Origin of the sequence: Sulfitobacter brevis, from assembly GCF_900112755.1 — a bacterium.
GTDB classification, from domain to species: Bacteria; Pseudomonadota; Alphaproteobacteria; order Rhodobacterales; family Rhodobacteraceae; genus Sulfitobacter; species Sulfitobacter brevis.
Genome location: NZ_FOMW01000002.1, coordinates 103,366 through 126,594 on the forward strand (window position 1 = coordinate 103,366; position 23,229 = coordinate 126,594).

Consider the following 23,229-nt stretch of genomic DNA (forward strand, 5'->3'; position numbering starts at 1 on the left):
TTCCTAATCTTGGTCACCGGCTCAATCAATGGCGTTGAGCTGGCGTAAGGCTAATGTCCGTTTCCAGTTGCAAGGCCGACCGCCAGAGCGGTGTCTTGAAGTAGATATGCTCCGTTCGTCCTTTTTCCTCCACCGGTTGGCCCACAATCAGGCCTGACCACTCCAAAGGTTTCAGGACAGAATGGGAGAAGGCTGCAATGTTGCGCCACTCAGAGGTGTGCCAGTCAGCCCCATCATCATAAAACGTGCTGTAGAGCTTGTGCTCACTTGCGCCGTTTTCGACTTCGAGGTTAATCACATTGAGCCAGACATCCCAATTGCCGCAGAGTGCGTTTTCGAAGCGCCCATACGCCGCATGATCGATCTTCAGAATGTAAAAGGGGATCAACTCTTGGAAAAGCGCACCCGGCGAATGGGCAAGATCCCTGCCCCTCTTAGTTAACTTAAACTCACCCTTATAGTGCCGCCCCAACTTCAGCTGGATCAATAAAAAATGCAGCAGCTCAAGCGGCGGATGATCGTATTCATTGAGAACTTTGTGGTAGCGCATCAACTCCTCATAGCTGTAGCCAGGCCAGTTAAAATGCATTGCGGCCCACTGCACAAAGGTCCGCTTGAAGGCCTTGGTTTTGGTCAGTCCAATCGGTCCCTGGTCATCGGCATGGGTCAGCGTCAGGAGCGCTGCCCTGAGCAGCGGCGAGTACGATAAATCCGGATGATCATCTGACGGCTGTGAGAAGTTGATCATAATGATTAGACTACATCCCCCATCGGCAGTTACCAGCACTGCGATTCAGTTTTATCTGAACCTCCCCTAGGATCGGACAGGCGCCACCTGTCTGTCTCCACATTTCTAAACGCTGTTCGCTCTCAGATCCGCTTTGATCCCGGCCTACAGCATTTCCCGGGCACGCCCATCCGCTATGATATCACAGCCAAAACTCAAAAACCCCGCCGAGTTTGCGCCCCCCTATTTAAAGCCGCAGCACTTTGTTTATAAACAAAAAAAGGTGTACACCTTTGCTATATTTAACCTCAAATCTGAGCCAGAGTTAACCTATCGAGAGGCAGCAAATGTCCTCTCGGTGGGGCCACCTGAGGCCCACGCGGAACAAGCGCTCGCTAGCCCTCTTGATGGGGCACTCAGGCCATAGCTCTGCCCTGTTGTAGACGGGGTCCAAAATGCCGGATTGGTGGGGTTTGGCGTACCCCCAATGAGACAGTGCCGTAAGGCCTGACCCCATGGGGTCAGGGGGGACAGTCCGGCCAGAGACAGCGAAGGGGCAGGCACTCTGTCAGCTTCCGCATTTGATGCCACATCCGGTTCCTGACGGTCCAGATCTTGGTGGAATGTGGTGGGCGGAAGTGGCCAATCCCCGCGACCCAGGCGCACCTGGGCAGGTCGAACAAACCTGCGCGTTCAAAGTCCGGTCTTCCCGGCCATCGACACGGCACATGTCACTACAGTCGATGAAAATCTCCAAAGGTAGCACCCGGTCTAAACCCGGCCAACCGGGTCTGAGCCTCTGCTCTGGGACCCCGGGTGCTACCTGACAAGCCACGGCAACAGGCGTGGTTTGACGGTAGCATCACATCTTTGGAGGATACATCATGGCACCGATCAACTTTACCAAATTGGCCTTGGCCAACAGTGACGACCAGTTCCTTGCCGCAATTGACTCTATCCAGCGTCGGGGCCACGCGGTCCAGTTGGATATTCATCTGTTTCTGGTCGCTGTCGCTTCTCGCTGGGCGAGCACCGGCGATGTGCGACCCGCCGTTGGCATGGTCAACAAACTCATCGAGGCGCTGCCTCATGGCGTGCGGTCAAATGCCATCAAAGCTTGGGTCGAGACCCATCTGGGATTTGTCTGGACACAGACGGATCTGTTCCAGGCAGGCACAACCAGACATGCAGATCTGTCGATCAAAACGCTGGCAAACGTCCGCTGGTGGGAGTTCAAACCTGAGCCTGCCTACAAGCCCATGGACTTTGCGGCGGCGCTCCTGAGCCTCACGACGCGGGCCGATGACCGCCTGCAGAAACCTGACCCCCGTGATGTGATTGACGCCCAACTGTTGCGGATTGTCAAAGGTGCGGCTTCTGGCAAAGCCATCGGCTTCGACGATCTTCTAAACGCAGTTCAATCTCTGAACCAAACGGAGAGGTCTAACTTGACCACCTATCTTGCCACGTCACAGGGGCTCCAGAGCGCCGCCTGAGGCCCTAGGCCCTCAGGTTAGTTACCCACCCCACTAACGCCGGCCTGACGCACAAACCTGCCCTCTCACGGCCTCGGGCCGAGGGCCATATTGGAGACCGACCATGTTGAACATGTTTTGCGAAGCCTATTCTCAAAAGGCCATGCAGGTTGACGGGGCCAGCCGGAGAAGGTTTCGGATCAGGGGTCGGAAAAGGCGGGTCAAGGAGGGTGGAATTGAACGAGTTCCGATCGATATCCAAGCGGCGCTTTGGGCGAGTTACGAAGGTGCTGCCCGATACGCCGAAGTGACCGCGTTCCCTCATGCCAAGAAGGGGGCTGCGGAGGCGCGACGACGCTGGGAGGAGTACGCGGCTGATCGGAAGTGAGAATGAATAGGTGCGCGGTTTTCTCATAATCCGTCGAAATGCACAGAATAGGAATGTTCCGTCGCCCTAACGCGGTTTTTTATTAGTCTGCGGGACTACAAAAACGATTTTACGGCCAATGAGGGTTTCAGATTTTCGATCATATTGGCGGTCTTCCGCACAAAAATCCTATTAGAATACCCGTGGGGTGCATATGCACCCCACGGAAACAAAATGTGACAGTTGAGGGGAAAATGATCTGTGTAGGCTGTGTAGGCGAACAACAAACTATTCAGGTTTATGAAAAAAATACCTAAGAAAGTTGTATGTTAGCCTACACAGCCTACACGGCCCTGATCAGGCCTTGAGGGTAACCCCCGTCCACCGCATCCCTTCGCTAGTCCTCCCCTGGCGCATCCCGTCCTTCTTCAAGAGTTCGCCCTTGAATACCGGTTGCGTCAGCGACTTCACGCCATGTTCTATGCACCAGTATCTGTATGCGTTGTACAAATCCTGTGCGCCGACAGTCCCGGAGGGGCCAATGCCGCAACAATCCTCCAGGAACTGAGCCAACAAATCAGAACTCTTTATGTAGGCATCGACGGCGTCTTTCACGGGTTTCGGAATTCTGAGCTTCCGGTCACAGAGATAGTCTTGCACGCCAGCCAGAAGAACATTCAGAATACCGGTACGTTCTTCCCATAGTCTGAAGGGCAACATCGGATCCCGCGCCTCTGGTGGAATGATATTGGTGAAGGGCACCACAATAGTGCGTGCTGCCAGCGCTTCGTCGGCCCCGTTGATGACTGGTAGCGCGTTTGTCACGAAAACCGGCACCACCGTGGGCGTAAACTCAAACTCAGATTGATAGAGGCGGCGTGCCGTGATTGCATCTCCACCAACCAACTGCTTCACCAATGGAGCATCCATAACTTGCCCTATACCAAACTCGCTGGAAACGGCCATCCGGATGCCCTTTAGCCTTGCAATATCCCCCCTGACTTGTCCGCTACGGGCTTGCAGGAACGTGGCGGGTTCAACGTTGGCACAGTAGTCACCCAAAACTCGCTGGATGATGTTGACTACCGTCGACTTCCCGTTCGCGCCTTTTCCGTAAAAGATGCTATAGACCCTCTGGTCCGCTTGGCCGGTTGCAACGTAGCCGAAGAACCGCATGACGAATGCACCAAGTTCAGGTTCTAGGGCTTCAGCTAAGAGCTTATCAAATAAAGGTGCTGTTGCCTCTGGATCATAGGTGACGTCAGCAATTTTGGTCAGGTAGTCCTCAGCACGATGTTCGCGAAAAACAATCTTCCCGGTGGCAAATTCAATGGTTCCATTGCGCAGGTTAAGGAGGCCCGACTTGGCGTCGAACACGGTTTCCTCAACCAAAAGCGCTGGATCACTTGTCGCCAAGGTAATTAGGTTGTTGATCTTCGGTGCTTTAAGGTAGGCTGAGATGGCCTTCACCCGGTCAGAATCCGCAGCCAAGCCTCTCAACTTCATTCCTTCGTAAAGTGCCGCAACAAAAGTTTTAACACGTTCTTGTACATGTTTTCCGCCAGTATCACTCTTCCATTGGCCCAGGCTGTATCGCATCCAGCCAGCGCCAGCGCAAAAGCGGAACTCATCGCGAAGCTCTTCCGCCAATGCCTTGGACAGGTGCACGTCATCTATAAGGTCTATTGGGTTCGCCTCATATTTAGCGACACTTCGCGCAATACCTCTGACCTCATTTTCGGGAAGCGGATTGCCCGATGTCTGATTGATCGTAAGCAAAACGCGCGAAAGGCCCTCTTCGTCTAACCCTGAAATCCGCCGAACAGAACCAGCCATGCGGGTCAGATCGTTATTGCGACGGCCCTCTCTCATGAAGTGGTCGCTGGAGACGACGTTCGATTTCTCGGAAACGAGGTCGAGAAGGAAGTTTGGGAATAGTGCAATTTTAGTCATTTTGATGCTCCACGGAGTAGCGGTTTCCTGAGATGTGAAGGGAGGGGGGCGCGATCACGTATCCACCGTCACTGCGGATATCGAGGCCTTCGCCCAAGCGACCAACGCTGTTTTTTACGACGGTTTCATTTGCCGCAAAGTAATAGTGCAGTCCGCCACTCCCTGTACGGACAGTGTAAGTTTTGGGTAAGGCGCGATATTCTCTCTCTAAACGCGCAAGAGTGATCCTGCCGTCTTTGGTCTCTGAGACATCAACATCCAGTACTATGAGGCGCGATGGGCCCATAGCGATGCCAATGTTTGCCCAAGGCCACTGCGTCCACCACGCTCTAATCTGAGTCGGGTCCGTCGTGGCAGCCCCCTGCCAGCCCATAGTGATTGGATGTTTGCCGGGGCTGCTGCAATCTGGTTTGTTGCAGGTGCAGGATCCTTCCAATACCGAATGCGTCGGGAAGACAAAATGTCCTTTAAAGGCATGGTCCAATGCGGCTTCAAGCATGTTCATAGCGACCTCCCTCAAAGGTCTTGGAAGGGCTCGTTTCATTGGCGCGAAGCCAGTCATGAACCGAGACGAGGCGGTAGAGCACCTTGCGACCTACTCTGATGCGTGCGGGACCTTTTCGCACACTGTGCCACCGGGCGAGTGTCCGCTCTGACACCCCAATCAAGCGGGCAGTGTCTTCAGCTGTCAAAAAATCGGGTAAGTCTGTCATTGTCATTCTTCCAGTTGTGTTGCGATGACTGAGAAGTGTGGGAACTGGCTTTGAATTTCAAATGCACTGATGCGTCAGAAAGAACCGTTCCGATGCAGAAAATTCTTATGGGCGACTTGTAGGCGCAGAGAGTACTTTCAGTACGTCAAAACTTATGCCCATCCGTGAGGATGCAGTTTTGACCTCAAATGGTTGTCCTCTCGCCCGCCTGCTGGACCAGTCCGATCACCAAAAATCCTTTGGGAGGCGAAATCGTCGGGCCTGCAGCGCGACCAGGCGCATCACTCTGCGAACTGCCCTAGGCAAACCTATGGACCGAAAAACGGAACTTCGGCGCTCGACGCCGATTTTTGAACTGACGAAAGGAAAACATCATGAATGCCCCTACCCCTGCCGACTTTGCGCGCGAGGTGGCGGCCCGGTTTGGACCAGAGCCAGACCCAGCCAACCCATTCTTCAAACCCGCCGAGGTCGCTGTGCACAGGTTGTTGATTCAGGCAGTTGTTGAGGTCTTCGGACCGCATGATCCATTTGCCCAATTTTCCAAAGCATACGAGAAGGCCTACTGCCTGGCCTTTCCCGCCCACTATTCAGACGACAAAGCCGATGCCCTTGAGGCCTGCCTCGACGACATGCGCGCGACATGGCAAATCATAGAGCAGGACGTCTGGCAGATCATCGAGAGCATGCGGACCTAGACGGGAACCCCGAACCAAGCGGGGCGCGGAAAATCGTTTCAAATCTGTTAGACTAACGTCTGCGAGGGCTCGCATTGTCGGGGGTGCTGGATCACATATCAAGTGATCTCATCCACCGGGCCGAAACACCCCTAAGAGGCACCATGGCAGCCGCACGTGAATTCGCACCCAGATTGATGCCAGCCGTTCAGGCCGCCCATTATATTGGGGTATCTGAGAGCATGTTGCGGGGGCTGACAATTCCAAGAAAAGAGCTTGGTGGGAAGAGGGTCTACGACAAAGCCGACCTTGACGCTTTTGCCGATGCCCTGCCCTATGAACAAGGGACTGTTGCGGGATGGTAGATATGAAGGTTGAATATCCGGGCCTCATTGCAGCTAAGATGCCCAGCGGGAACACTCGCTATCTTGTACGAGTGGCTGGTGATCCGAATAAAAGGATCACTCTTAAGGTTTCGCCAGGGCATGCCCTGTTCCATGATGCATATGCCGCCGCAAGATGCGGTGAGAAATATGAGATCACCAATACCCAAGTGATTTTGCAAGGATCTGTGAGCTGGCTCACAAACCTCTACATTAGCCATCTAGAGGCAATGGTAAAAGCCGGGCAGTCGTCACCACTCACGTTGAAGCAGCGCGAACCATTTGCGGCAGAGCTAAGTAAATTCACCAGCCAAAGTCCAAATTCTCGCGGCAAACAGTTTGCTGGGCTGCCCGCGCTCATTCCAGCGCCGGAAATTCAGCGTTATCTAGACAGCCTTGCCGCCACCCCTGGGAAGCGCAAGAATGTGCTGAAATTCCTCAAAGCGATGTACAAATGGGGCAAAGCACGCGGATATGTGTCGCGTAACCCTGTTGCTGATATAACAGCTGACTATCGGAGCGCGGGTGGTGCAACACCATGGTCATTAGAAGATTTGGAGAAGTACCGTGAGGTCCATAAGCCCGGCACGATGGCGCATCTTGCACTAACACTATTCATGTTCACAGCGTGCCGGATCGGCGATGCTTATTGGCTAGGTCCTAAACAGGAAAAGCGGATAGACGGTGTCCTCCACATTAGCTGGCAGCCCCGAAAAGCTGGATCGTCGCCCGTTTCTGTGCCGGTTTTGCCACCATTAGAGCGGGCCATTAGATCAGGCGTAGTACTGTCCCCTGATGCCTATCTTTTGACAGCCCATGGAAAGCCATTTCGTTCACCAGAGGGGCTGCGTAATAGGTTCAAGGCTTGGTGTATCGAGGCCGACCTCGGACACTTATCCTCGCACGGAATTCGCAAAGCCGCTGGCAGGCTCCTGTCGCACCATGGAGCCACACAATATCAAATCATGGCGATTCATGGCCACGCCAGCTCGAGCTCTTCTCAGGTCTACACAGCTGATGTAGAGCGTGCGCTATTGGCAGCTTCCGGCATGGGTCTTTTAGCGGACATGGACTGGTGATGTGTCACACGATCAATTCTGCGTGTGACGCACCCCATGTAAGGGCTTGATATTAATTATATATTTCTACCGACCCAAGTCCTGCCGGGCCTACCATACCCAATCACTCCGCCTTCCCCCAAATAGGCGCTGCCGACCCCCGCGGGGCAAAAGTTGGCTCGGTTCAATCTACTAAACCAATCTACCATAGAAAATCACGGAAAACTTACGGCTGCTCCTGTGCAGGATTTAAGCACGATCCACTATCTTAACCACTATCCGCTCACCTTTCGATTTCGGATAGTGCGATCCACCTCCGACCGAGGTTGTTAGTATTTTCGCAAGCTGTCCGCGTTAAAGATGTGGTCGATTGCTAAATCAGCACTAGCTGGTGTGACCTAGAAGAAATTGTGTGTTTTGTTGAGCTACTCTGCTGAGTTCTCCAACGCGATTTCGCGTGCTTAACTGGAGAACAGAATATGGTGAATTTTACGCTCAACGCGCAGGCTGTTGAGATTGATGTCGCAGAGGATACCCCGCTGCTTTGGGTCTTGCGAGACAAGCTGGGGCTGACGGGTACAAAATTCGGCTGCGGAATCGCGCAATGCGGCGCCTGCACCGTGCATGTTGACGGACAAGCGCGCCGGTCTTGTGTGACCCCTGTTTCTTCGCTCGAAGGTTCGGACGTAACAACTATTGAAGGGTTGGCCGCTTCCGCTGGTCTGGATGAGGGTGCGCTCCACCCCGTGCAATCCGCATGGATTGAGGCGCAGGCCCCACAATGCGGCTATTGCCAGTCTGGCCAGATCATGCAGGCGGCAGCGTTGCTCTCGGAGAGCCCCGAGCCGACAGATGAAGAGATTAACGCAGGCATGGCTGGCAATCTGTGCCGCTGTATGGCCTATGTCCGAATTCGCAAAGCCATAAAAATCGCTGCTGCGTCCCAGTCCGAAGGGACCAAGTAATGACCAAACATACAGATATTTCGATGACGCGTCGCTGGTTCCTCGCCGTTGCAGGCGCTGGCGTGACCTCTGGCTTGTTGAGCGGCCCGGCTTCGGCGCTTGCGCCTGTTGGGCAGACGCTGGGCGAAGGCTATGAGCCGACAGTTTGGTACGCCATCGCTGGTGACGGTAAGATCACCATGCACATCCATATGGCCGAGATGGGCCAGCACGTTGGCACCGCTCTTTCACGGATTATTGCCGAGGAGCTTGAAGCCGATTGGGACGATGTGGAGTTCGTCCATGTCGATACCGATCCGAAGTGGGGCTATATGGTCACCGGCGGTTCATGGTCGGTCAATCACAATTACTTTGCCTTCAGCCGCGCAGGTGCCGCAGGCCGCATGGCCCTGATCGACGCTGGCGCGCGTGAGATGGGCGTGCCAGCAGAGGAATGCTCAGCTCGTAACAGCAAGATCATCCACGGCGACCAGTCTATCAGCTATGGTGACTTGGTGGCGCGCGGTGCCGTTGACCGTCAGTTTACCGCTGAAGAGCTCGAAGCCATCACGCTGAAGCCCGCGTCCGAGCGGCGCTTGCTAAACCGCGACACCACGGCCCGCGATGTGCCTGAAAAGGTCAATGGCAGTGCGATCTATGGCATCGACCGTACCGTCGAAGGCATGGTCTATGCCCGTCCGGTCATGCCGCCGGTGCGGTTTGGCAGCAAGGTCGCCAGCTGGGACGATTCCGCCGCGAAAGAGATCGACGGCTATATTCAGACGGTCGAAATCAATGACCCCACCAACACCATCCAAGGATGGATGGTAGTGGTCGCCGACAGCTGGACTGCCGCTTCAAACGCTGTTGAGGCGCTTGAGGTAACATGGGAAGGTGGCTCCGGGCTGCAAACCGGTGAAGCCGAGCTGATGGCAGAAGGCGCGCGGCTGGTGAATGACGACGCAGCCGGATCGCTGTTCGTACTTGAAGGTGAGCCTGACGCGATCCTGAGCGAAGCCGAAACGGTGCATGAAGGCGAATACCGGACCCACACCGTGTTGCATATGCAGCTAGAGCCCGGCAACGCGCTGGTCTGGCAAGATGGCGATACATGGCGGGTGCACGCGGGTAATCAGTGGCAATCGCTGACCTTGCCGCTTGTCGCCGAAGCGCTGGAAATTGACCCATCGAACCTCGTGTTCGAGACCTCTTATCTTGGCGGCGGGTTTGGCCGCCGGCTCTTCTGTGACTTCGTCATTCCTGCCGCATTGACTGCCAAGGCAATTGGCCGCCCGGTCAAAATGGTGATGTCGCGCAGCGATGACAGCCAGTTGGATTGTCCGCGCTCACCCACGGTTCAGCGTGTGCGCTCGGTCACTGGCGAAGATGGCGCACTTCGGGTCTATGACCACGCCTGCGCGTCTGGTTGGTCGACCGTGCCAATCGCTCCGGGTTTTCTGGGGGACGGCATTCAGGGTGGCAAGGTTGATCCATTCTCGATCAGCGGCGCCGATCACTGGTACGGGGCGGAAACCATGCGGGTCCGCACTGTACAAAACGAATTGGTGCACGACACATTCCTGCCGGGCAATCTGCGGTCGGTCGCGCCGGGCTTTACGCTTTGGGCGGTCGAAACCCATATCGATGAAGTTGCGAACGCACTGGGTCAGGACCCCGCCGCCTACCGCTTGTCGTTGCTCGACGCCGAGGGACGCAACGCAGGTTCCGCACCAAACGCCGTTGGTGGGGCCGAACGGATGCGTGAAGTTCTAAAGCGTGTTATCGAGAAATCCGGCTGGGCAAATCGTGGTGATCTTCCCGAGGGCACCGGCATGGGCATCTCGGTGACTGCAGGTCAAGAACGCAGCATGCCAACATGGATTGCCACTGTCGCGCAGGTCCGTGTTGATCGTGATAATGGCGAGGTGAAACTCGAAAAACTTTGGGCCAGCATCGACGCGGGCACCTTAGCGCATCCTGACGGAGCGCTCGCACAAGCGGAAGGCGCGCTTTTGTGGGGCGCATCGATTGCAATCCACGAGGGTACGGAGATCGAAAACGGCCTGCCGCGCGATCAAAACCTCGATACCTATACGCCGATGCGCATGCATCAGGTGCCTGAACTGGATATCGACTTCGTGACCAACGATCACACGCCTGTCGGCCTCGGCGAGCCCGGGGTAATCGGGGTTGCACCTGCAATTGGTAACGCGATTTTCCATGCCACGGGGGCCCGTTTGCGGACCATCCCAATTCGTCCACAAGACATCCTCAAAGCATTGGAGGCCTGAGATGCGCAGCACTGGAATGATACTCGCGGCCTTGGTTTTCGCCGCCCCTCTCGCCGCACAGGATTTGCGCGGACCGGACGCCTTCAACTCGATTGAGGAAAAGACCGAGCGGTCGAAAGCCCTGTTTAACGAGATGGCAAAAGTGATCACCCATCCGCGTTGCATGAACTGCCATCCCGTTGGCAACCTGCCCACGCAAGGCGACGACATGCGGCCCCATAACCCGCCAGTTGTTCGCTGGGACGAAAGTGGTTTTGGCCCACCCGGCCTGCATTGCACGTCGTGCCACGGAGCCGAGAATGTCGAATTCGTCGGAAATGAGGGCAGTATCCCCGGTCATGAGCCGTGGCATCTGCCGCCCGTTAGCATGGGCTGGGTCGGTCTGACCGTCGGCGAGATTTGCGCCCAGCTAAAAGATCCTGAACGCAATGGCGATCGTACCCTCGCGGATATCCAAGAACACAACGCCACGGACGGGCTGGTCGGCTGGGCTTGGCATCCGGGCAAGGGGCGTACCCCCGCACCTGGATCGCAAGAAGTGTTCGGCGCGCTGACGAAATCCTGGATTGAGACCGGCGCAGCCTGCCCCGAATGAGATAATCGCTTAAATAGTATTAATTTAATTGAATGTCCGCCTCGTCACCGAGGCGGGCATTCTCATTCCCCAACTCTCTTTGACTTGCTACCTAGATCTCTGGATGACGATTGGGCCACCACTTTTTAGGCTCAATCAAAATGACTAGAATATTGCGCCGGACCGACATCTATCAATCCACCTTGATGCTGGAGCCCGGAATGAAACGCATAGTGCTAAGTTGGGGTGTACCTCTGGCAGGAGCGCTCATTGCACTGATTTTCATTTTAGCTCCACGGAAGCTTGGACTTCGATAATCCCCCATATTTAACTGGGATCATTCATAGAACTTACGCGGCCATTTTCCGTGTCTGGGCGGGTGTGATGCCGCCGATGCTTATGTTCCGGCGGTCCACTGCTAAGTAGTGGTTCTCCTGCTATATTGCGTGGCGTGATCTTGCGCTTCCGCTAGGCTTTCAATGATGTATCAATTCAGCCACTCGTGCCGGACCGTGCGGTTGAACCTACCTACCAACATCACCACTCTGCGCTTCAACAAAATGTGTATTGCTGCACCTGCGAATTAGCGACATAGCCAGCAATATGTGGCTCAAACTACGCCTTTTCCTGATGACTTTGCTGGTCGGTGCAATCCTTGCACAGACGGGCACTTCCTTGGTGACTTCTGCCCAAGCGGCCACCATGGAAATGGCGCAGGCCGACGCAGCTTCGGATGTTGCGATGGACGATTGCGCTGATATCCCCGATTGCGATGCTCCTTGCCATCTGTCGTCTCAATGTCGCGGTTCTGTGGGGCTGGTCGGCCCTGATTGGACACTGGTCCCGAGCCGCCTGCTGGCCGCCATGGCACCGCTGTCGTCCCCCGTTCTCGCGCAGACTGCGCAACGGTCGGGCAGTGATTTACAGAGACCTCCGGAAGCCTGACAGCTCAGGTGCTCCGCGCACCTTGATCCCCGCGTTTGCAGACCGCTCCCCACCGGGGCGATGTCGTGATCGCGCACAACACATCTCTAGAATATCAGGCCTGTCATGCCCCATACCCTCTCGCGTTTCTGCGTGGCTTTCGTTGCCGCCAGCCTTTCGTCTGTTCGCGCCGTTCAGGCAGAAGCTACCGATTACGCCTTCGAGCTGATCGAAACCACTTACCCTGTCAGCGACCAAGCCGTGCTGACCCTGCGCCTGACCGACCAGCGCAACCAGCAGCCCGTTGAGGGCGCGATCATCTTTGCCACGCGCGTCGATATGGAACCCGACGGCATGGCGATGATGGCCTCGCAGATCACAGCATTGCCTACTGAAACGGCGGGCCAATATCGCTTTGCCACCGATCTTTCGATGGAGGGCAACTGGCAGCTTTCAGTTGCCGCCAAAGTTCAGGGCGAGGCCGAGACGGTTCAGACCCGCATCGTTATCGAGGTGCAGGAATGAGCGTGTTTGGCAAATTGGCCCTGATCGGCATCGTCGGCGGCACGGCAGGATGGGTCGGCCTGTCGGCAGGCGGCAAGGGTTGGACACCCGCGAGGTTAAGCGGCGAAGCGCAGATGGTGTTCACCGCCCTCCTTGGCCGGGACGCTGAGGCCATGCCAGCCCCGGCAGTCACAGCCACGGGGCCAGTGATCTATTACCGCCATCCTGACGGGCTTGCCGAATGGTCGGCGCAGCCCACACGAACACAGGACGGTCGCGACTTTACTGCGGTGCTGGCCAGCCAAGACGTCTCTTTCGATCCCGCAGCCGAAACCGCGACAGCCGCGCCCGAAGGCGAGCGCACAATCCTCTATTATCGCCATCCGATGGGTCTTCCAGACACCTCGCCAGTGCCAAAGCAGGACTCGATGAATATGGATTATCTACCGGTCTATGCAGATGAGGCTACCGATGCGGGATCCGTCACTGTCTCGCCCGGAAAGCTGCAACGAACCGGGGTGCGCACCTCTCTTGCCGTGTCAGCGCCGATGGTAATGCCCGTGCGCGCGCCCGGCATTGTCGAGCTGGATGAGCGCAAGATCAGCGTTATTTCCCTGCGCGCCGATGCCTTTGTCGAACAGGTTGAGGATGTGACGATCGGCACGACTGTCACTGCTGGCGCACCGTTGGCAATGCTCTACTCACCAGAAATTGCAGCCGCTGCAGCGCTTTATGTCTCGGACCTGCGCGGCGGCGCAGGACGCGCCAAGGGCAGCCGCCAGAGGCTGGCAAACCTTGGGGTGCCGTCATCGGTGATTGACGCAATTAGCGCCGATCAAAGCCCGCCGGTGAATACCCCGCTGATCGCGCCGCTCACTGGCGTAGTGATGGAGCGGATGGCCGTGCAAGGTATGATGTCATCCGCCGGCGCGCCGTTGTTTCGCATTGCCGATACCTCGGTGGTCTGGGTGATGGCCGAGGTGCCTGAATCCGCGCTTGCAGGATTGAACCGCGGCACGCCCGCGACAATCACCTTCTCCGCCCTGCCCGCCGAGACCTTCCAGGGCGCCATAAACGAGATCTACCCCGCTGTGGATATGCAAACCAGAACCGCGCGCGTGCGGATTGAGCTGCCCAATCAAGACGGGCGTTTGCTGGTCAATATGTTCGCCGAAGTCGAGCTTTCAGCCGGCGATGCGGCCCCTGTTGTGCAGGTCCCACAAACCGCCGTGATCGATACAGGTGACCGTCAGGTGGTGATCCGCGACATGGGCGACGGCAAATTCGCGCCTCAGGACGTGGTGATCGGACGACAAGGCAACGGCATGGTCGAAATCCGCGAAGGCATCGCGAGCGGCGATAGCATTGTTACCACCTCGACCTTCCTGATCGACGCCGAAAGCAACCTTAATGCAGCCCTCGCGGCCCTGGTCGCACCAGAGGCCGCAGAATGATCGGCCGGATCATCACATGGTCGGCCCGCAACCTGATGCTGGTGTTTTTTGCTACGGCGATGATCGTCGGCGCGGGCATCTGGTCGCTGCGCAGCCTGCCGATTGATGCCATTCCCGATCTGTCGGATGTGCAGGTCATTGTGCTGACCAACTATCCTGGACAGGCGCCGCAAGTGGTCGAGGATCAAGTGACTTATCCGCTCACTTCCGCGATGCTCACGGTGCCGCGATCAAGGGTGGTGCGGGGCTTTTCTTTCTTTGGCATTTCCTTTGTTTACATCATCTTCGAGGATGGTGTTGATCCATACTGGGCTCGTTCGCGGGTGCTGGAATATCTCAACGCCGCCGCCGCCAATCTGCCTGCGGGCGTTACCCCTGCGCTTGGGCCTGATGCCACCGGCGTAGGCTGGGTCTATCAATATGCGATCACCGGCGAAAACCTGTCGCTGGCCGAGTTGCGCACCCTGCAAGATTGGGTTGTGCGATTTGGTGTCAGCCGCGCCGAGGGCGTGTCAGAGGTCGCCAGTGTCGGCGGGTTCGTTAAACAATATTCGGTCACGGTCGATCCGGTCCGCATGCGGGCCCAAGGCATCACGCTGACCGACATTGGTGACGCGATCGCCTCCAGCAACATGGATACCGGCGGGCGCACTGTAGAGCTTTCGGAGTTCGAATTTATGGTGCGCGGACGCGGCTATTTGTCTGGGACCGAAGACATCGGCAATATCACGTTGCGCAGTGTTTCTGGCGTGCCGATCCTGCTGAGCGATGTCGCACGCGTCGAGATTGTCCCTGATGAGCGGCGCGGCATTGCCGAGTTGAACGGTGACGGCGAGGTTGCCAGCGGCATCGTGTTGCAACGGGTTGGAGCCAACGCGCTTGATGTTATTGAAAATGCCAAATCCGAACTAGACGTGATCGCCCAGAGCCTGCCTGAAGGGGCTGAAATTGTGCCGGTCTATGACCGTTCGAATCTGATCCTGTCAGCGATCAAAACGCTCAAAACTACCCTGCTGGAAGAAAGCCTTGTGGTGGCGGCGGTGACGATCGTGTTTTTGCTGCATTTCCGTTCGGCGCTGGTGGCAATTGTGATGTTACCGGTGGGCTTGCTGATGGCCTTTACCGCGATGAAAGCGCTGGGGATCGGGGCCAATATCATGAGCCTTGGCGGCATCGCCATCGCCATCGGGGCGATGATTGACGCGGCTATCGTGATGATTGAAAACGCGCACAAACATCTTGAACGCGCCGCCCCTGACAAGCCTCGCGTCGAGGTGTTGATCGAGGCGGCGACCGAAGTCGGGCCAGCGTTGTTCTTCAGCCTGCTGATCATCACCGTGTCGTTCCTGCCAATCTTCTCTCTAGAAGGTCAGGAAGGCCGGATGTTCGGCCCGCTAGCCTATACCAAAACCTTTTCGATGGCTGCAGCGGCATTTTTGTCGGTCACGCTGGTGCCTGCGCTGATGGTCGTCTTTGTGCGCGGGCGGATTATTCCCGAGCATAAGAATCCGGTGAACCGATTTTTAATAGCCGTCTATAGGCCGGTTATCACAGGGGTGCTGAAGGCCAAGACCCTGACAATCGTCGTGGCGCTGGCGGCCCTCGTGGTCACCATTTGGCCCGCGCGGCAGTTGGGGTCGGAATTTATGCCGACCCTGAACGAGGGCACCTTGATGTATATGCCCACCACCCTGCCCGGCCTGTCGGTCACCAAGGCAGCAGAATTGATGCAAACCCAAGACCGGATCATCAAATCCTTCCCCGAAGTGTTGACGGTATTCGGCAAAGCAGGCCGCGCCCTGACGGCAACAGACCCCGCCCCGACCGAGATGTTCGAGACCATCATCCAACTCCGCCCTGAAGAGGAATGGCGCCTCGGCGTCACGACCGAAAGCCTGCGACAGGAGATGGATGCAGCCCTGCAATTCCCCGGTGTCTCCAACGCCTGGACCATGCCGATCCGGGCCCGCATCGACATGCTGTCGACCGGTATCCGCACGCCGGTGGGGATCAAGGTTTATGGCAATAGCCTCACCGAGATGGAAAAAGTCGCCCGCGAGGTCGAATCCGTGGTCCGAACCATTCCTGGTACCACCAGCGCCTATGCGGAGCGGGTGATTGGTGGTTATTACCTCGATATTACCCCCAACCGCGCGGCTTTGGGCCGTTACGGCCTATCGGTTCAGGATGTGCAGGAGGTGATCGGCATGGCGCTGGGGGCCAAGGCGATCACCCAGACCGTAGAAGGGCGCGAACGCTACAACGTGGCGGTGCGCTACCCTGCTGCCCTACGCTCGGACCCCGAAGCAATCGGGCGCGAGGTGCAGGTCGCCTTGCCCGGTGGCGGCACCATCCCACTAGGCGACGTGGCCACGATTGAACGCACCCGCGGAGCCACGTCGATCCGTACCGAGAACGGGCAATTGGCCGTCTATATCTTCGTTGATATCGCGGGACGCGATCTGGGCGGCTATGTGGCCGAAGCGCAGGCAGCCGTAGCGGCGTCCGTCACCCTGCCGCAAGGCTATTCGCTGGGATGGAGCGGCCAGTTCGAGTATCTGGAACGCGCCAAAAAGCGGCTTGCCGTCGTGGTGCCGTTAACCTTGGCGTTGATATTTCTGTTGCTTTTTTTGAACTTCCGCCGCCTGACCGAGACCTTGATCGTTATGCTGTCACTGCCATTCGCCCTTGTCGGGGGGATCTGGCTGATGTGGTTCATGGGGTTCAACATGTCCGTCGCAGTCGCCGTAGGGTTCATCGCGCTTGCGGGCGTCGCGGCAGAAACGGGCGTGATCATGCTGATCTATCTCGACCACGCGCTGACCGAAGCCAAAGACCGCGCCGCAGGCCGCCCCCTCACGCGAGAGGAACTTTATGCCGCGATCATGGTCGGCGCCGTTGACCGTGTGCGTCCCAAGATGATGACTGTCGTGGCGATCATGGCCGGGCTGATGCCGATCCTCTGGGCGCATGGCACGGGATCCGAAATCATGCAGCGCATCGCCGTGCCGATGATTGGCGGGATGGTGTCGTCCACCTTGCTGACGCTGATCGTGATCCCTGCGGTTTACGGGGTCATCAAGGGTTGGGGTCTGGAAAGTGCGGAACAGCCCCAATCCTTTGTCGGCGGGCAGCCTGCTGAATAAAGGACGTTGTCGCCCTCGTCAGATCAGGCGGTGAGTATTTTGCGTCTGCGCACGCTGATCATCAGGCCGATGGTCAGCAAGACCAGTGCTGAAATGCTGAGAATGCTAAGGCTTTCGCCCAGCAGCAGCGCGCCCAAGATCGCGCCGCCACCCGGTACTGCCGCCAGAATGAAGGAAGTATTGCCGTTGCCGATCGTCCGTGAGGCATGGGCGATGAAAAGCAGGCCGATCAGGTTCGGCACGAAGCCTTGGTATATCATCTGCAGCATCAGCGCGCCTGTTGGCGCATCCGCGATGCCCGAAGGCAGCCAAAGCGCCCAGATCGGAAGATAAAGTACCGCGTTCACAACGGTCCCGCAGAAAATGATCTGCATTGCGCCGAGCTGCCAACGCTCTGACAAAATCACATAGGAGGAGAAAAACAGCGCCCCGATTGTGAAAAATATATCGCCGATCCACGCCCCCTCGGCGCTGGTCACACTCGCATCATAGGCCAGTACCACAGCCGAGAAGAGCACCAGCGCCGCACCCACCATCTGCCGCGAGCTTGGCAGCGTACGCATCAGAAAGACGCCGAAAATAATGCTGATCAGCGGCAACAGGCCGTTCATGAATATCCCGCCATGAGCAGCGGGCGCATAGACGAAACCGGAAAACACCGTCAGGATATAGACCGGACCAAGAATGAACGAAATTACGGCGATTTGGAACAGGCGCAGCCCGCGCCACGGTTTGTAATAGAGGCAAAGCGGCACCGCCACCAAAGCTGCCAGACCATAGCGGAACGCCGCCAGATCATAGATCGTCAGCCCGCTGTCTTGTGCGATGCGGCTTACAATCAGCCAGAACGACCAGACGAACACGATGCTCCAGGCAGCCGCAAAGCCCGAAAGGTTGGAAGGCGGAGTAAGGGGCATCTCAGGCAACGCTCGATATCTGATTGCGGGAGGTTTCCCGCGCCACAGCTTTAGGTTCAACCTTGGATAGAGGCAAGCCGGCCTTCGCCGCATTCTCTTTTCCGCAGATGCTTTGCCTGCGGGACGCAATCACCTAGGAAGCGTCCTTCCATTTGACCGGTGTAATGTAGACGATGCTATCATCAACGCTGACCATAACCTCGCCGTCCTGGATGTTCACTTGCAACTTCATCGAGCGGCTTGCCAGCTTCTGCAAATCGCGGGTATCGTCCTCCAAGAGGTTGATAACCTTCAAATTGTCAAAACGCGCGGTGCTGTTTTTGATCTTTTCCCACCACATCTCGGCCGTCCTGCCACCGTAGGAATAGACAATAACCTTGTCGGCTTTACCGCAGGATTGGCGCACAACCTTTTCGCTCGGCAGACCTAGCGCCACCCAGAGCTCCAGCTCGTCACTCAGGCTTTTCTGCCAGATATCCGGCTCGTCATCGGTGGAAAGTCCTTTGGTCAGTTCCAATTGCTCATGCGCATTTAGCGCAAAAGCAAGAAGGCGCACCATCAACCGCTCATCCGTCTCCGACGGATGTTTCGCGACGGTCAGCTTGTGGGTCTCATAGTAGTGACGATCCATGTCGGAAACGGAAAGTTCAACTTTATAAATAGTGGCTTTCTGCGCCATGGTTTGTCCTAGAATGAGAAAGATAGGGATGCCTAGTGCGTCTGCTGCCTATGTGAAAGCTGATAAAGGGATGCTCCCGCATAAATCCGGCCCCGTAAGCCGAGCGGGATCGCATGCATTGGCAAGCAGCCTTGGCGTCTCCCACCCCAAAAACCACTGAATTTAAGGATGCGGGTATGCCGCAACTCGGGATACGCGCCCGACCTTAAACCATCGCCCTTCGGTCAAACCAGCGCATGACCTTTGGAAACACAGGCTTAGTAAAGCCCCTGAATTTCCAAAGGCAGCTGGCGCACTTCACGCTCTTTCAGCAAGGATTTCGGCGGTTGGCGCGCGTCTGCCGCCTGAAGCTTGTTATAGCGTGACGATGAGGCGGCCTGAACATCTTCGCGACTGCGCAGGATCGTCGGGCGCATGAACACGAAAAGCGTGCGCTGGGTGTTGCGGGCATTGCGGGATTTGAACAACTCCCCCACCACCGGCAGATCACCAAGGCCGGGAACCTTGCTGGTGCCGCCGCTGCGATCATCGGTGATCAGACCGCCCAACACCACTGTGCCGCGATTGTCGGCCATGACGGTGGTGTTGATCACGCGCCGGTTGGTGACCAGATCTGCGGCCCCCTCAACGTTTGCATCCACGAGGCTGGAGATTTCCTGTTCGATTGTCAGCTGCACGACATTGCCGCCGGTGATACGCGGCTTTACGTTCATGGTGATGCCGACATCCTTGCGCTCGATCGTGGTGAACGGGGTTAGTGTATTGCCATCAGTGGCGAAGCTGCCGGTCCGGAACGGCACGTTCTGGCCTACGACAATGGTCGCAGGCTCGTTATCAAGCGTTGTCACCGACGGGGTCGACAGCAGCCGCGCATGAGTGGATTGCGACAAGGCTTGTACTAAAATACCGAAATCATTGGCCCCTGCGCCCAGCGTGAACCCTGTTGACAGAACCGAGCCTGCAGGCACGCCAACCGCCGAGAGAACCGCCCCTAACGAGCTGCCGCCGCCATTTGCAAAAGCAGTCGCGGCGATGCCGCCGTTAGGAATATTGGGGCCAAGGCCAAGCTGCACGCCCAAACGCTCCGCCACATCGCCCGAAACTTCGACAATCGCCGCCTCGATCATGACCTGAGGGCGGCGCACGTCCAGCGCGTGAATCAGCTGGCCGATTTCCTGCACCTGTGCGGCGGTACCGCGCACGATGATCGAATTGGTCTCGACCGAGGGGGTGACCGCCACAGCGTCAGGTGTGATGACCCGTGACAGCGGAACAAACTTGCCGCCCGCAACTTCTTCGGCGGTTCCTGCGGCGCCCACATCTTCAGCGACGACATTCGTGATATTGGTGGCATCGCCCACAGTGCCGCGAATGATTTCGGCGATCACAGCCGCGTCGCCGTATTGCAGGTTAAAGACGGTGGTGGCGACAGCCGCGCGTGGATCTTTGCGAGGAGCCACGTCCATGGCGATGGCAAGGCTGCGGATTTCGGCGATATCCGTTGGCGTGCCGCGCACCAGCAAAAGGTTTGAATTGGGGTCAATCGAAAGCCGAGCGCCGGTGCCCGCCGGGCCTAAAACCTCTATGATGGCACTGCCGACAGTCGCAGCATCGGCGCTGCGAAAGCGCAAAACCTCGGCGCGCACTTCGGCGTCGCCGTCAAAACTACGCGCGATCGCGGTGATCCGCGCCACATTGTCCAGAGTGTCGGTAATGATGATCCCGTTAGGATCCTCAACCGCTTCGATATAACCTGATTCAGCCACCAGAGGCCGCAAGACCCGCACCGCTTCGGCGGCGGGCAGACGGTTTAGCCGCAACATCTCGGTGACCACATCCTGACCGCCAACAAACGGGGTCTCCGCCATCGTCGGGCCGCTCACGGTGCGGGCTTCGGCCTCGGGCACCACCTGCCAGATCGTGCCAGCTTGCACAGCCGTAAAGCCGCGCACCCGAAGAATGGACTGAAACAGCGACCAGACGCCTTCCTTGTCCAGCGCTTGCGCCGAAACCACGGTCACATCACCGATCAAGCCCGGATCAAGCACCAGCGTGCGACCCGTAATTTCAGAAATCTGCTCGACCAGCACCGAAATATCGGCGTCGCGCAGATTGATAACAAAGGTATCTTGCGCTTGCGCCGGCAATGGCAGCGCCAGCGCTGCAGCCAGTACGGCCGCGCAGAAATATGAGGAAGGATGCTTCATTGCAGGGGGAACGACATCACGATGGTCTGCCCGTCCCTTTCGACTTCGATGCGCGCAAGACCGGATTCGGCCACGACATCATAGAGATCGCGGTCCTTATCGACATTGCCCACGACTTGCCCGTTTACAGATTTCACTAGATCACCTGCCCTCAACCCTGCACGATTAACACCGACGTCATGCTTTTCCGCGATCCTATAGCCATTATCGGTGGGCACCAAACCTATTGTATCCAGAACCTGTGCGGGATTGGCGCTGATGCGGTCGCGCCACATGTTGATGAAATCCTGTGTTGTCGTCGGCTGGGCGCGCTGCGCTGCATCCACCCGTTCGCTGGCCGTCATGCCACTGCCCGAGGTTGCCAACGCCTGCAACCGTTCCAGACCCGTAGGAGCCGCTTCGGCCTCGGGGTCAATTTCCCTGCCCGCAAAAGATAAGATGCTGGAAACGCCGTCTATTTCGATCGTGACATGGTCTTTTGCGACATCGGTCAACAAGACTTCGGGGGTGAGCGCATCACCCAGGCGGAAGTTGGCCTCGGTGCCCGCCACGCTGATCAGAGCCAGCGACCGTGCCGGATCATCGCGCACAATAACGCCGAGCAACACCAGATCAACAGGCGGCGCCGCGACTTGCGCCTGTGGCGGTGCACTGGCGCTGCCGAACGGGGCAAGTGCGAGCGCCGGACCGATATCGACGCCGCCGGATGTTTCGGCCACAGGTGTTCTAAGCTGCGCGACGGGAGGCATCACACGGTCATGCCCGCGCAGATGCCAGCTCAGCGGCGCGGCGGCTGCGGCGACACTGCCCACGGCGAGCAGTGCAATCCCTGTCTGGAGCAACGTCACGCGACTAAGCTTCATGACGCCGCTCCGCTATCGACATAGCCATCCAGCACATAGAGCGTCTGATCGGTCCCGGCGCGTGCGACCCGCAGGCTCAACCGTTGCACATCACTGTCGGTGGTTTCAGCGCGGTCATAATCGACGTCGAAGGTAATTCCATACATCACAACACCGCGCCCCTCGGGCTCTAGCCCCAACCGCAATTGCGTCAGGGCCTCCTCCGCCACCCAGCGCGCGGCGACGCGTCCGGTCAGTTCTGTGATCCGCTTGGTATGGCTTTCGGCGGCAGAGAGGAGCGATACCGCCCCCAGCGCCAAAACCGCCATCGCGACAAGCGCTTCGATCAGCGTGAAGCCTCTGTCTTTACCGTGATCTGCCGTCATGATCCCTGCCCCACACGTTCCGCATTGATGCCGTCAAAGGTAATCTGCTCGGCGCGACTGCCGCTCCACAACAATTCCAGCGCCAGAACTTTCCCGTCGTCCAGCCGCATATCGGCGGATAGCGTCGCTGATCCGGCGGTTTCACCAAGGCGCAGCCGGTCTGGCAAAATATGAGGTTCGGCCAACAGCGCCACCGAATGCGGCTCCCAACTGTCGCCCTGATACACAGAAAATCCGTAGGACTGGGCGGTCCAGTCAAAGCGCATTGCCGAGCCGGTCAGGATCACCTCATCCGCCGCCCTGTTAAGCCTTGCGACCAGCAGATCAGCCTGCTGCCCCGCCACATCTCCGCGCCCGCCATTCCCGACGCTGAGCGCGACCGTGCCCGCCATCACGCCCACCAATACCAGCACCACCAAGACCTCGATCAGCGTCACGCCTGCGTCAGCAGCACCGCCGCCGCGTGTCTGTCTCGGCAGGGCCGGATGCCTCATTTGTTGGCCTGTGTCTGGCCGTGCACGATATCGGCCGCCGTACCTTCACCGCCCGGCGCGCCATCGCCGCCGAGTGACATCAGATCAAACCCGCCCGTATCGCCCGGTGAGCGGTAGAGGTAATCGTTGCCCCAAGGGTCAATCGGGACCGCCGTTAGATAGCCATCCGCCACCCAATTGCGCGGCTCGGGCGGGGCTGTCGGGCGCACGGCCAATGCCTCAAGCCCTTGCGCGGTGGTCGGATAGTTCTGATTGTCGAGACGGTAAAGCTCCAACGCCGAACCGATGGCACGGATATCGGACTGGGCCACAGTCATCCGCGCCTCATCCGGACGGCCAATAACATTGGGCACAATGATCGCGGCGACCAAGGCGATAATTACCAAAACCACCATCATCTCGATCAAGGTCACACCAGCATCAGGCCCGTGCGTGCGCCTCGCCTTACTGTCAAAGGCGCGATGGCGTGGCATTTTCTTAAGACCCATGAAACTGTTTCCCTTGTGTAGACGTG

General features: G+C 57.6%; 22 protein-coding genes. 11 read left to right on the forward strand and 11 right to left on the reverse strand.

All coding sequences use genetic code 11. The features are described from left to right. Positions 1–25: 25 nt before the first annotated feature. The gene (locus BM174_RS02980) at positions 26–748 is read right to left on the reverse strand and encodes a hypothetical protein (protein WP_093922351.1); all 723 of its coding nucleotides are present in this window, start codon (positions 746–748) and stop codon (positions 26–28) included. Positions 749–1,611: 863 nt separating this feature from the next. On the opposite strand from BM174_RS02980, the gene BM174_RS02985 reads away from it, so the two are divergent. Next, positions 1,612–2,223 (forward strand): hypothetical protein, encoded by a 612-nt coding sequence (locus BM174_RS02985; RefSeq protein ID WP_093922352.1) that lies wholly within the window; start codon positions 1,612–1,614, stop codon positions 2,221–2,223. A gap of 703 nt (positions 2,224–2,926) precedes the next feature. Here BM174_RS02985 and BM174_RS02995 read toward each other — a convergent pair. Genes BM174_RS02995 through BM174_RS21695 form a run of 3 tightly spaced genes read right to left on the reverse strand, consistent with a single transcriptional unit; the run spans position 2,927 to position 5,241 of the window. After that, positions 2,927–4,522 (reverse strand): phage/plasmid primase, P4 family, encoded by a 1,596-nt coding sequence (locus tag BM174_RS02995; RefSeq protein ID WP_093922354.1) that lies wholly within the window; start codon positions 4,520–4,522, stop codon positions 2,927–2,929. Next, positions 4,515–5,027 (reverse strand): bifunctional DNA primase/polymerase, encoded by a 513-nt coding sequence (locus BM174_RS03000; RefSeq protein WP_177209396.1) that lies wholly within the window; start codon positions 5,025–5,027, stop codon positions 4,515–4,517. The genes BM174_RS02995 and BM174_RS03000 overlap by 8 nt, the downstream gene beginning before the upstream one ends. After that, entirely contained in the window at positions 5,014–5,241 is a 228-nt protein-coding gene (locus tag BM174_RS21695) for a helix-turn-helix transcriptional regulator (protein WP_093922356.1), read from the reverse strand. Before BM174_RS21695 ends, BM174_RS03000 begins: the two co-directional genes overlap by 14 nt. A 368-nt stretch (positions 5,242–5,609) precedes the next feature. Here BM174_RS21695 and BM174_RS03010 point away from each other — a divergent pair, with 368 nt between their 5' ends. The 10 genes from BM174_RS03010 to BM174_RS03055 all read left to right on the forward strand — a co-directional run bounded on the left by BM174_RS03010 (position 5,610) and on the right by BM174_RS03055 (position 17,190). Beyond that, positions 5,610–5,933, forward strand: a complete 324-nt coding sequence (locus tag BM174_RS03010; RefSeq protein ID WP_093922357.1) for a hypothetical protein — start codon at positions 5,610–5,612, stop codon at positions 5,931–5,933. 143 nt (positions 5,934–6,076) lie between these two features. Next, entirely contained in the window at positions 6,077–6,277 is a 201-nt protein-coding gene (locus BM174_RS03015; RefSeq protein WP_093922358.1) for a MerR family transcriptional regulator, read from the forward strand. Positions 6,278–6,279: 2 nt separating this feature from the next. Continuing rightward, complete coding sequence (locus tag BM174_RS03020) at positions 6,280–7,374, forward strand: tyrosine-type recombinase/integrase (RefSeq protein WP_177209398.1); 1,095 nt, start codon at positions 6,280–6,282, stop codon at positions 7,372–7,374. 458 nt (positions 7,375–7,832) lie between these two features. Beyond that, entirely contained in the window at positions 7,833–8,318 is a 486-nt protein-coding gene (locus tag BM174_RS03025) for a (2Fe-2S)-binding protein (RefSeq protein ID WP_093922360.1), read from the forward strand. Then, the gene (locus BM174_RS03030; RefSeq protein ID WP_093922361.1) at positions 8,318–10,588 is read left to right on the forward strand and encodes a xanthine dehydrogenase family protein molybdopterin-binding subunit; all 2,271 of its coding nucleotides are present in this window, start codon (positions 8,318–8,320) and stop codon (positions 10,586–10,588) included. The genes BM174_RS03025 and BM174_RS03030 overlap by 1 nt, the downstream gene beginning before the upstream one ends. A gap of 1 nt (position 10,589) precedes the next feature. After that, positions 10,590–11,183 carry an Isoquinoline 1-oxidoreductase subunit gene (locus BM174_RS03035; protein WP_093922362.1) on the forward strand — a complete coding sequence of 198 codons (594 nt, stop codon included), beginning with the start codon at positions 10,590–10,592 and terminating at the stop codon, positions 11,181–11,183. A gap of 582 nt (positions 11,184–11,765) precedes the next feature. After that, positions 11,766–12,107 carry a hypothetical protein gene (locus tag BM174_RS03040; protein ID WP_093922363.1) on the forward strand — a complete coding sequence of 114 codons (342 nt, stop codon included), beginning with the start codon at positions 11,766–11,768 and terminating at the stop codon, positions 12,105–12,107. A gap of 105 nt (positions 12,108–12,212) precedes the next feature. Continuing rightward, on the forward strand, positions 12,213–12,611 hold the full coding sequence (locus BM174_RS03045) for a FixH family protein (protein ID WP_093922364.1): 399 nt from the start codon (positions 12,213–12,215) through the stop codon (positions 12,609–12,611). After that, a complete protein-coding gene (locus BM174_RS03050; RefSeq protein ID WP_093922365.1) occupies positions 12,608–14,044 on the forward strand; it encodes an efflux RND transporter periplasmic adaptor subunit in 1,437 nt (478 codons plus the stop codon). Before BM174_RS03045 ends, BM174_RS03050 begins: the two co-directional genes overlap by 4 nt. Further along, complete coding sequence (locus BM174_RS03055; protein WP_093922366.1) at positions 14,041–17,190, forward strand: efflux RND transporter permease subunit; 3,150 nt, start codon at positions 14,041–14,043, stop codon at positions 17,188–17,190. The genes BM174_RS03050 and BM174_RS03055 overlap by 4 nt, the downstream gene beginning before the upstream one ends. A gap of 23 nt (positions 17,191–17,213) precedes the next feature. Here the strand turns inward: BM174_RS03055 and BM174_RS03060 are convergent, their stop codons facing one another. From BM174_RS03060 to gspG, 7 genes are all read right to left on the reverse strand, one after another. Further along, positions 17,214–18,107, reverse strand: a complete 894-nt coding sequence (locus BM174_RS03060) for a DMT family transporter (protein WP_093922367.1) — start codon at positions 18,105–18,107, stop codon at positions 17,214–17,216. Between the two features lie 133 nt (positions 18,108–18,240). Next, positions 18,241–18,786 (reverse strand): YaeQ family protein, encoded by a 546-nt coding sequence (locus BM174_RS03065; protein ID WP_093922368.1) that lies wholly within the window; start codon positions 18,784–18,786, stop codon positions 18,241–18,243. A gap of 257 nt (positions 18,787–19,043) precedes the next feature. Then, positions 19,044–20,993 (reverse strand): type II secretion system secretin GspD, encoded by a 1,950-nt coding sequence (gspD, locus tag BM174_RS03070; RefSeq protein ID WP_093922369.1) that lies wholly within the window; start codon positions 20,991–20,993, stop codon positions 19,044–19,046. Next, complete coding sequence (locus BM174_RS03075) at positions 20,990–21,856, reverse strand: type II secretion system protein N (RefSeq protein WP_093922370.1); 867 nt, start codon at positions 21,854–21,856, stop codon at positions 20,990–20,992. Before BM174_RS03075 ends, gspD begins: the two co-directional genes overlap by 4 nt. After that, complete coding sequence (gene gspI / locus BM174_RS03080; protein WP_093922371.1) at positions 21,853–22,221, reverse strand: type II secretion system minor pseudopilin GspI; 369 nt, start codon at positions 22,219–22,221, stop codon at positions 21,853–21,855. The genes BM174_RS03075 and gspI overlap by 4 nt, the downstream gene beginning before the upstream one ends. Then, positions 22,218–22,715 carry a prepilin-type N-terminal cleavage/methylation domain-containing protein gene (locus BM174_RS03085; protein ID WP_093922372.1) on the reverse strand — a complete coding sequence of 166 codons (498 nt, stop codon included), beginning with the start codon at positions 22,713–22,715 and terminating at the stop codon, positions 22,218–22,220. Before BM174_RS03085 ends, gspI begins: the two co-directional genes overlap by 4 nt. Further along, entirely contained in the window at positions 22,712–23,203 is a 492-nt protein-coding gene (gene gspG, locus BM174_RS03090; RefSeq protein ID WP_093922373.1) for a type II secretion system major pseudopilin GspG, read from the reverse strand. Before gspG ends, BM174_RS03085 begins: the two co-directional genes overlap by 4 nt. Positions 23,204–23,229: the final 26 nt, after the last annotated feature.

Excerpts from the sequence above, each read along its gene's own strand:
- BM174_RS02980 (WP_093922351.1), bottom strand. The coding sequence starts at position 748 with ATGATCAACTTCTCACAGCCGTCAGATGATCATCCGGATTTATCGTAC.
- BM174_RS02985 (WP_093922352.1), top strand. The coding sequence starts at position 1,612 with ATGGCACCGATCAACTTTACCAAATTGGCCTTGGCCAACAGTGACGAC.
- BM174_RS02995 (WP_093922354.1), bottom strand. The coding sequence starts at position 4,522 with ATGACTAAAATTGCACTATTCCCAAACTTCCTTCTCGACCTCGTTTCC.
- BM174_RS03000 (WP_177209396.1), bottom strand. The coding sequence starts at position 5,027 with ATGAACATGCTTGAAGCCGCATTGGACCATGCCTTTAAAGGACATTTT.
- BM174_RS21695 (WP_093922356.1), bottom strand. The coding sequence starts at position 5,241 with ATGACAATGACAGACTTACCCGATTTTTTGACAGCTGAAGACACTGCC.
- BM174_RS03010 (WP_093922357.1), top strand. The coding sequence starts at position 5,610 with ATGAATGCCCCTACCCCTGCCGACTTTGCGCGCGAGGTGGCGGCCCGG.
- BM174_RS03015 (WP_093922358.1), top strand. The coding sequence starts at position 6,077 with ATGGCAGCCGCACGTGAATTCGCACCCAGATTGATGCCAGCCGTTCAG.
- BM174_RS03020 (WP_177209398.1), top strand. The coding sequence starts at position 6,280 with ATGAAGGTTGAATATCCGGGCCTCATTGCAGCTAAGATGCCCAGCGGG.
- BM174_RS03025 (WP_093922360.1), top strand. The coding sequence starts at position 7,833 with ATGGTGAATTTTACGCTCAACGCGCAGGCTGTTGAGATTGATGTCGCA.
- BM174_RS03030 (WP_093922361.1), top strand. The coding sequence starts at position 8,318 with ATGACCAAACATACAGATATTTCGATGACGCGTCGCTGGTTCCTCGCC.
- BM174_RS03035 (WP_093922362.1), top strand. The coding sequence starts at position 10,590 with ATGCGCAGCACTGGAATGATACTCGCGGCCTTGGTTTTCGCCGCCCCT.
- BM174_RS03040 (WP_093922363.1), top strand. The coding sequence starts at position 11,766 with ATGTGGCTCAAACTACGCCTTTTCCTGATGACTTTGCTGGTCGGTGCA.
- BM174_RS03045 (WP_093922364.1), top strand. The coding sequence starts at position 12,213 with ATGCCCCATACCCTCTCGCGTTTCTGCGTGGCTTTCGTTGCCGCCAGC.
- BM174_RS03050 (WP_093922365.1), top strand. The coding sequence starts at position 12,608 with ATGAGCGTGTTTGGCAAATTGGCCCTGATCGGCATCGTCGGCGGCACG.
- BM174_RS03055 (WP_093922366.1), top strand. The coding sequence starts at position 14,041 with ATGATCGGCCGGATCATCACATGGTCGGCCCGCAACCTGATGCTGGTG.
- BM174_RS03060 (WP_093922367.1), bottom strand. The coding sequence starts at position 18,107 with ATGCCCCTTACTCCGCCTTCCAACCTTTCGGGCTTTGCGGCTGCCTGG.
- BM174_RS03065 (WP_093922368.1), bottom strand. The coding sequence starts at position 18,786 with ATGGCGCAGAAAGCCACTATTTATAAAGTTGAACTTTCCGTTTCCGAC.
- gspD (WP_093922369.1), bottom strand. The coding sequence starts at position 20,993 with ATGAAGCATCCTTCCTCATATTTCTGCGCGGCCGTACTGGCTGCAGCG.
- BM174_RS03075 (WP_093922370.1), bottom strand. The coding sequence starts at position 21,856 with ATGAAGCTTAGTCGCGTGACGTTGCTCCAGACAGGGATTGCACTGCTC.
- gspI (WP_093922371.1), bottom strand. The coding sequence starts at position 22,221 with ATGACGGCAGATCACGGTAAAGACAGAGGCTTCACGCTGATCGAAGCG.
- BM174_RS03085 (WP_093922372.1), bottom strand. The coding sequence starts at position 22,715 with ATGAGGCATCCGGCCCTGCCGAGACAGACACGCGGCGGCGGTGCTGCT.
- gspG (WP_093922373.1), bottom strand. The coding sequence starts at position 23,203 with ATGGGTCTTAAGAAAATGCCACGCCATCGCGCCTTTGACAGTAAGGCG.